Source organism: Cyanobium sp. ATX 6E8 (assembly GCF_024346335.1).
Taxonomy (GTDB): Bacteria; Cyanobacteriota; Cyanobacteriia; order PCC-6307; family Cyanobiaceae; genus Cyanobium_A.
Genome location: NZ_JAGQCT010000033.1, coordinates 1 through 7,420 on the forward strand (window position 1 = coordinate 1; position 7,420 = coordinate 7,420).

The window sequence follows — 7,420 nt, forward strand, 5'->3', positions numbered from 1 at the left end:
ACAACTCTTTGTTGTTCGTCCCAGAAACCTCGCTGGCCCATGGAAAGCATGTAATCTTGGAGCCTTAGTATAATTCAAATTCGGTCGCTATCAAGCGGTCTTGCGATTTTTCGAGGTGCCCTTAATAGTGTTTTTCGTTATATCCGCTGTCAAAACCGCTCTGGCAGGCGTAGGAATGGATATCTTAGTCAATGGATCTGGAATTTCCAAGGAATATGCCCTACAATTAGCAAACGAGCAGGTAGATAAATCGCAAAAACAGCTGAATGAATTGCGAAAGCTCAAAAACCCCAAGTATCTTGAGTATAAAAGTTCATGCGAATCGCTTAAGCAACAGATGGAGGGCTTAAAAAGAGAAGATCCGCTATTTACTACCTTGTATGTGCGAGCATATGGAGAATACAAGCAGCAGCTTGGCAATCAAAATCTATCAATACAACAGATTCTGCAAAAACATGGTGGAAGCGTCAGCAACGTTCCTGGTGATTGCGTAAAACAGAGGATACAAGCAGAAATAGATGGGAGTGCGGCCGACAAGCTAAGTCTCCAGATTGATAAATGGAGATCGGAAAAGGAGACATTGCCAAGCCTCCAATTCTTGCAAAAACATTTCCCCACAATTTATAGTGACAAATTCAAGAATCAAGGCAACGATATTGTAATTAGAGATGGCGGCGAAATGGTTAGGGCAGCAAACACACAGTTCTTCAGCAAACTTGGGGATGGCTCTAAAATCTGGGGGCTAGGATTTTCTTTATTCTGGATGTTTATTTCGATAATATTAAGCGTCGGTGCAGTATTTCTATTGTGGGGGAAGTCAAGAAGCGAAGACATGAAAATGTCTTACAGTAATGAGCTTCTCCTTGAACGTGAAAAGTTTTTAGAGGGATACTCTACAACGCTTGAGGAGTTCCAGTCTATGAGGAGAAAGCGTTTGACCCAACAAACATCGAACAACCAAAGCAAGGAAGTCTAATTATGGCCGATCAACAACCATGGACTGACCTTAAGGATCGAACGGAAGAAATCCAAGAGCTTGTCATGCAGGTTTGTGAGCTGTCCTCTCAGTCAAACAAGTCTCCTGAATTGCTTTATAGGGAGTATAATTGGGGATTAACAGGGAATCCAGTTTTATGCTCCGCACTGCTAAAAATGAGAAGCTCAGGCGAATTGTATAATCATCAACAGATTCTTTCGGAAAGAGGCTCTTACTCTGTTGATACAAGCGGTGACAATGGTGTGCAGGAAGAAATTGATGATAATATCAGCTATCGAAGAAAGCCCGAAAGCATCACTACAAAGGATATTACTTGGTTCATTCAGAACGGAGAAACCGAGGATATTAAATTAAAAGCTAAAGAATATAGAGAAAAAGCACTCTTAGATTTGTTCATGGAGCATATTAAACAGACAGGCGAAACGTATTTCCCTCAGCTGCAACAACTTCTGGAAGCTGAGTGGAAATTCAGAATTCATGCAAACGATGAAGACTAGCAGCGAGGAATAGATGTCGCCTTCTCAGAACGAGTAAAACGTACTTCAATACGCCTTTTGACTTGTTGATCGTCTCTGTTTACGTTGCTAGAGCTAACATAGTTCTCGGGACTTACGAAACTTGAAGCAGAATAACTACGGAAATCTAGGTTTTGAAATTTTTTATTGAGACTATTTCTTAAAAGATTTTCAACGGATATAGCACGTAATAATCCCAAATCAGCATTTGATCCACTACTAACATTTGCTGACACGATTTTATTCTTGTCTTGTGAGAAGGAATCAAGATTACTGCCACCAGGGTTTGGTCGAGAGTCGGTATGACCAATTACCTCAATAGTATCTATTCCATAGCATCGAATTACTTTTTCTATTTCAGGCAATTGCTCACTAGCAAGCTGCTTTCTAAATTGAGGACTTATCAAGTAGCTGCCTGTAGAAAACCGATAGTCAGCAGCGTCGCTCAATCGGATAATTGGTGGCTTTTGATTGACTAGTTTAGCCAGGGCACTAGCAACAATAGCCACTGTAAGGATCATCAATGTACTACTGAGAAGATCTGTATATGCAAGCCATGGAGCGGCTAGAGAAGGGCGATGTTTTCGGGTTGCCATTAGTTTTCTGGCCTTAAGAATTAAGAAGAGAATCCAGCAGCAAATTCAGCTTCGATCTTTCAGTGCTATTAAGACCTTCCACTCGGAGATTAGCCTCAATGAGGCTATTTAGTTTTGAGTCAATAGTTGTTCGGTTCTGAAGTTGGGATGACAAGTTTTGCATGAGTCTCAAAATCTCATCTTTTGCACTTTGTGAGTTGTTTAGCTCAAGCAAGAGCGCCCGTGTTAATTCGTCAGATTGATTGTTCTCTTTTCCGATAGCCAGTCTTGCTGCTCTTAATTGCTTAGAAGCGTCATCTAATTCCGCAAGAGCGTCTACCATTGCTTTTGTATACTGTTCGGTTGACGTCAGTAGGCTATTTGCCATGCTACTACAATCTTTAATTGTAGATGTAGTTTCTCCCCATCCTTTCTCTATTAAATCTGATCTCTCTGAAAGAGAACCTATCTTAGTCGAGAGCTCACGGGCATTTTCGCTAAGCTGATCCGATACATTAACCAGGCTAGAAACGGAGTCTCCAAAATCGGTTGCAAAAGACGACTTGGAAAATATGTTTGCAGCTTTATAGAAAGCAGTGCCACTTATGTGAAGCTTTTGGGCTCCTTTGTCAAACGCCTTAGCATAACTTTCTAGTGCCTCAGAACCTCTTTTGATGGCCTCAAATACTTCATCAACTTTCCGAGTGATTGCTTGATCAATTGCATTTCCGACTCGCTCACTAAATTTTGCCATAAATTCTGAGAGGCAAAGCTCCATTCGCTCCACCGATGCCCTCATAAGGGAGAAGCGATTACAGTCGGCTTGGACTACTTGCTCTAAGTATGCCGTAAGCAATGTTTCAGTCTCTTCCAAGATTCGGCCCGCTCCACTAATTAGCCCGAGTATCCAAAATATTAAACTAAAGAAGACACCGCCAAGGCTAGAAATAAAAGCTGTACTCATAGGGGCTAAGACACCACCAAGTCTCTCGACCAAATCACCTGGAGAAACAGACGAGCTTGAATCACCTGAATCAAGAATGGTACTCAACTGGCCTAAATTTAATGCGAGACCAATGAATGTTCCGAGCAGTCCAATAGTTACAAAGACACCTGGGGCGCTAGTGACCAGTTCATTCAGAGTGCCAATATTGATACGCCACTTCCATATCCTTATAACCTCAAAGCTGCTAAGTTCACCAGATGCAATAGCTTGAGCATCTACTTCCTCGATTCTCTCGGCAGCTCTTCGATATCTCGTCCGAGCTGAAGTAACAAAACCTCTGTCGTCTCCAAATAAGTCCTCGGACAGTCTTAGGCACTTGGATAGCAACGCCAACGGCTGGCCGAGCCGTTGCTTTGCTGAAAATATTGAATAGACAAGAAATATAAAAAACAACAGTTCTATTGCCAAAAAGATCGAAGCTCCCGTACTTAGACCTGCCATTTTAATGGTATTGAGTGCATGGCACCTACTCTAGTTGACCATTTAGCTTTCGGGTGCTAATCAAATGCCAATTCCTTCAAGCCATTACCTAGCGCCACGGGCTTCCTCATTACCCCTTGAGTGATCCATGACTGGGCGCTGCGGGCAGGGCGGGTTAGCCCCACATCATGATACGGCCTTGAGGAGCCATAACAGTGTGAATTTCTGATCCTGCCGTCTTGGTTAGTCCTCCATAACCTCCAACAGATCCTCTATGCCGCAGTCCAAAACTGTCACGATCTTGGATGCCAGATCCAGAGACAGTGCTGATGCTGCCTTGTCGTCGTGTCGTGCCAGTCGGGTGATGGTGGTCGCTGCCACTCCCGCCTGAACCGCCAAGGAGTTCATCGTGATGGGTTTCTCCCCTGTCTCTGAGCGTCGCAGGTTTGCCTTGGCGATTGCCTTGGCGAGGGTCAGACGGGCTTGCTTTGCCATAAGGCGCACGATACCTCAAGCACTCTGAAGAGGCAAAGCAGTTTTTAATACCTATGCCTCAGTGCCTAGCACAGATAGCAGAGTGTCAGACACCAAACCAGAGCACTACCTGAACCACGGCAAATCCCACCAGGGCAACGAAGGCAAGAAGGGACGGGAAACCAGTTGCGACCATACCGACTCCGCTTACGACCCCATTTATAAAGAGAATCAGCAGTTGATGCCGTAGCGATCCATACGTCGTCGCCAAGCAGAACATTTCTCAATGCTTTAACGCTTTACGCGCTCACACCTCAGTTCCGTGTGCTATGATTGCTGTGTTGAGGGCAAGAGGTTCATAGAAACCCGCCCTCTCAACCACTCACCCGAATCCCACAGAGGATCAGACCAATGCCGACCGACCTTTCCACCATTGACCTGGCAACCATCAACGCTGCCCAGGGCGTGATCGTTGCCGCCATCCGCAACCAGTGCTGCCAGTGGGAGCAGGATTCCGCTGATGCTGCTGCCGATGGTCACCTCAGCAATGCCGTGATGGTTCAGCACTGGGCGTTTGCCGCTGACATCCTTGCCAGCAAGGTGAGCAGCGAGTTCAGCACCCTGTTCATCAGGTCACTGGATGCCCGCTTTGGCGACCTGACCAGCAGCACACACCGTTCCACTGCTGATCAGGTGCTGGATGCGGTTGCTCTGGAGGTGGCAGCAGCACAGGAGGTGCCCGAACTGGTTGCGGTTTGACGACTTTCATGCACTAAGCACTGCGCCTTGCTGATTCGGTGCTATGATTTCAGTGTTGAGGGGCAAGAAATCCAAAGAGATTCGCCCCTCCAACCCTTTTCCCTGAAACCCACAGAGGTTCAATCCAATGCGCTTCCTTGTTCCTGCTGGTGCTGGTGGTCTTCCCCGCCAGAATCAAAAAACTCATCCCAGCAGAAATGGCATACGACCATCCCGACGCTCCTAAGCAGTTCGGCATCCGCCTCAGTGAAGAGACGATGGAACTGGTATCCGCCATTCAGGAGTTTCGCCAACGCACCAATCAACCCATCACCCTTGCTTCCATCGTGGAAGACGCCATCCAGTGTCACTACAACCGCTTGGTCAAAGAGGGTGCCATCTATGGAGAGAAGTGACACCACCACTACCGCCAGGTGCTCTGAAGCACCTACTGAGGACCCTCCCTCCTGAACGCCCAGACCCGTTCCCGCATCTGGCAGATCTCAGCGCCGATCAGTTGCTAGAGCGGCGGGTTGAGATCGCTGGGCAACTCAAGACCCTGGAGCAGGAGCGTCAGGCGATTGATGCCACCCTGCTGGGGGTCTTCTCGGATGCTGAACTCCGCTTTGGTGTTCGTGCCCCTGGTGGATGGGTTCTGCGCCAGCGGTCACGAACCTCCTGGGAATACTCACCCGAAACAAGGGATGCCATCAAGGGTCTTCAGCAGCAGGCACAACGGGATGGAAGGGCACAACCTCTGGTGAGCACCTATCTGGTGGCAGTTCAGGAGGAAACCTGAGAGGGACCGATCGCAGCAAACTCTGGTAGAATATTACTACTTGTAAAGGCGACAATGTTCACGAGTCTCTTCGGGATCCTCTTTGCGGTGCTGTCCTTCGTTCAAGTGCCCCAGTGGGACAACGACTGGAAAAAGTGCTCCGTTGCCGTCCCCGACACTGCCTGCCACTGGTATGTGGTGAACCCTGACAACACCTTTGGAAAGGGTTTCAGTTGGATCACTGCTCCTGAGTTTGATGTCGCCACCCTGCGGGACATCGGCATTCAGCACGAGGTCACCGTGGCGCAAGGTTACCAGACCACCGTTGAGTTGATGAATGCCACCTCAACGGTCAAATACGGCGACGACTACTGATAGGTCAAATTAGTTTCCTAGCATTAGACGCTAAAGACCTGCTGTAGATGGGCGACGGGATTGGCACCCACCTCGCCACCAACAACCCAAAACTTAGTGCTGCCACTCCTCAGTAGGGCACGGAAGTCATCAGCGTCAATCAAAATCCCGCAGTGCTCCGCTAAGGCGACCATCTCCTCTGGGGTGCTGGCGGCATAGAACTCACGCCCCAATTCTGGTCCCTCATCCATCCGATAGAGCAAGTGATTCAGGGCATCCAGTAGCGGTGAGGCGGGGCAATCCACTCAGGGCGCTCAAGAGGTGGAACCATTGTGGGCGAAGGCAGGTTTTTCAGAGTACAGAACTTCACGGCAGCAGCATTTGACGCTATAATTGCGGCATTGAACTCCACAGAGAGTCGCTCCAATGCTCAAGACCTCAACCAACGGAACTCAGGCAACCACTGCCATAAAGTTCTCCCTGCGCTCAACGGGTGAAACCCTGGCGGATCTCTCACGCCCCATTGACCCTCGGCATCTCAAGACCAGGAAGCAGTGCAACACGACGCTGACCTACTGCCCCTGGAATACCATTGCCCGCCACCTTCACCACCGTGCTCCTGGTTGGTCGTGGGAAATTCAGGAATGCCAGCAGATCGGTGAAACCGTAGTAGTGACTGGGCGTCTGACCATCCCAACTGCTGATGGCGACCTGCTCCACTACTCGGCGGTAGCATCGGAACCGTTGGAGTCAGCATCAAAGGCACCCGCTGCTGAAGTTGCTGCCTCTTCGTGCCTGAGAAGGGCGGCAGCATTGGCGGGTCTGGGTCTGGAGTTGTGGGGATAGGCGGGGCGGGCGAAGAAGGATTGAGGGAGGTGCTGGGATGGTGAGGTGGCTGCGGGAGTGGCTTGGGTGGGGCGGGGAGGCTATTGGGACTAGGCATATTGCGACTCCGATAGGGTAAAGCTATATGACCAACTTGACAAAAGCGGAGGCGCTGAGGTCCAATGGGGAGGAGACATCTATAATCAAATGCGAAAGCCCCTCTTGTTAATACCTTTGCTTATGGCGTTGAGCTTAGGTGGAGAAGCTATTGCGAGACCTTTTGTTTATGTGGCATCTTTTGCTCATGGAGGCGCAGTGAAAGAATGCCTAGACTCGGGAGAGATTGCGCTTAAGAAATTCAAGTTCACTGAAAAAATCTGGCAAGATTATAACCCGAAAGAAAATACCAAGGTCGGCAGAGTATACGGAACTCACGCAGAAAGCTCAACCACTGCTGTTATACTTTGTGACCAGAAAGATGGCGTAACATCGCTGGCAGTTGGCGGACTGGACCAACAATTAACATGGGATTTGTACGGAAATCTATTCAAGGCTGAATGGTGACGAACTAATTTGAGTTTGCATTGCTAGATCACTCAGTACGAATGTCATAAGGGCACCTCGAAATTTACGAGATTTGCCAGCCTCTGATCACCATAAAAAAATGCCTTTCGGCATCGTCGCAGCAGATCATAAGTGCTCAAGCAATACAATATTTTTGGCAAATTGATTCGTATT

General features: G+C 48.2%; 9 protein-coding genes. 6 read left to right on the plus strand and 3 right to left on the minus strand.

The window, feature by feature from the left end; all coding sequences use genetic code 11:
• The first annotated feature begins 115 nt into the window (after positions 1-115).
• Both KBY70_RS14240 and KBY70_RS14245 read left to right on the plus strand, forming a co-directional pair.
• Complete coding sequence (locus tag KBY70_RS14240) at positions 116-976, plus strand: hypothetical protein (protein WP_254988955.1); 861 nt, start codon at positions 116-118, stop codon at positions 974-976.
• A 2-nt stretch (positions 977-978) separates the two neighbouring features.
• Positions 979-1,494 (plus strand): hypothetical protein, encoded by a 516-nt coding sequence (locus tag KBY70_RS14245; RefSeq protein WP_254988956.1) that lies wholly within the window; start codon positions 979-981, stop codon positions 1,492-1,494.
• On the opposite strand, the gene KBY70_RS14250 is transcribed toward KBY70_RS14245, so the two are convergent.
• From KBY70_RS14250 to KBY70_RS14260, 3 genes are all read right to left on the minus strand, one after another.
• Positions 1,491-2,108: a hypothetical protein gene (locus KBY70_RS14250; protein WP_254988957.1), complete on the minus strand. Its 618-nt coding sequence runs from the start codon at positions 2,106-2,108 to the stop codon at positions 1,491-1,493. The two genes, KBY70_RS14245 and KBY70_RS14250, sit on opposite strands and share 4 nt — an antisense overlap.
• 13 nt (positions 2,109-2,121) lie before the next feature.
• Positions 2,122-3,426, minus strand: a complete 1,305-nt coding sequence (locus KBY70_RS14255; RefSeq protein WP_254988958.1) for a hypothetical protein — start codon at positions 3,424-3,426, stop codon at positions 2,122-2,124.
• 330 nt (positions 3,427-3,756) lie between these two features.
• Positions 3,757-4,008, minus strand: coding sequence for a helix-turn-helix domain-containing protein (locus KBY70_RS14260; protein ID WP_094561723.1), 252 nt, complete (start codon positions 4,006-4,008; stop codon positions 3,757-3,759).
• Between the two features lie 390 nt (positions 4,009-4,398).
• Here KBY70_RS14260 and KBY70_RS14265 point away from each other — a divergent pair, with 390 nt between their 5' ends.
• From KBY70_RS14265 to KBY70_RS14280, 4 genes are all read left to right on the plus strand, one after another.
• Complete coding sequence (locus tag KBY70_RS14265; protein ID WP_254988959.1) at positions 4,399-4,746, plus strand: hypothetical protein; 348 nt, start codon at positions 4,399-4,401, stop codon at positions 4,744-4,746.
• 137 nt (positions 4,747-4,883) lie between these two features.
• The gene (locus KBY70_RS14270; protein WP_254988960.1) at positions 4,884-5,141 is read left to right on the plus strand and encodes a hypothetical protein; all 258 of its coding nucleotides are present in this window, start codon (positions 4,884-4,886) and stop codon (positions 5,139-5,141) included.
• A 437-nt stretch (positions 5,142-5,578) separates the two neighbouring features.
• Positions 5,579-5,878, plus strand: a complete 300-nt coding sequence (locus KBY70_RS14275) for a hypothetical protein (RefSeq protein WP_094561727.1) — start codon at positions 5,579-5,581, stop codon at positions 5,876-5,878.
• Between the two features lie 1,011 nt (positions 5,879-6,889).
• The gene (locus KBY70_RS14280; protein ID WP_254988961.1) at positions 6,890-7,246 is read left to right on the plus strand and encodes a hypothetical protein; all 357 of its coding nucleotides are present in this window, start codon (positions 6,890-6,892) and stop codon (positions 7,244-7,246) included.
• The last annotated feature ends 174 nt before the right edge of the window (positions 7,247-7,420 follow it).

What these genes read in the sequence shown, in the direction of transcription:
- KBY70_RS14280 (WP_254988961.1), top strand. Translation starts at nt 6,890, where the DNA reads ATGCGAAAGCCCCTCTTGTTAATACCTTTGCTTATGGCGTTGAGCTTA.
- KBY70_RS14245 (WP_254988956.1), top strand. Translation starts at nt 979, where the DNA reads ATGGCCGATCAACAACCATGGACTGACCTTAAGGATCGAACGGAAGAA.
- KBY70_RS14250 (WP_254988957.1), bottom strand. Translation starts at nt 2,108, where the DNA reads ATGGCAACCCGAAAACATCGCCCTTCTCTAGCCGCTCCATGGCTTGCA.
- KBY70_RS14275 (WP_094561727.1), top strand. Translation starts at nt 5,579, where the DNA reads ATGTTCACGAGTCTCTTCGGGATCCTCTTTGCGGTGCTGTCCTTCGTT.
- KBY70_RS14260 (WP_094561723.1), bottom strand. Translation starts at nt 4,008, where the DNA reads ATGGCAAAGCAAGCCCGTCTGACCCTCGCCAAGGCAATCGCCAAGGCA.
- KBY70_RS14265 (WP_254988959.1), top strand. Translation starts at nt 4,399, where the DNA reads ATGCCGACCGACCTTTCCACCATTGACCTGGCAACCATCAACGCTGCC.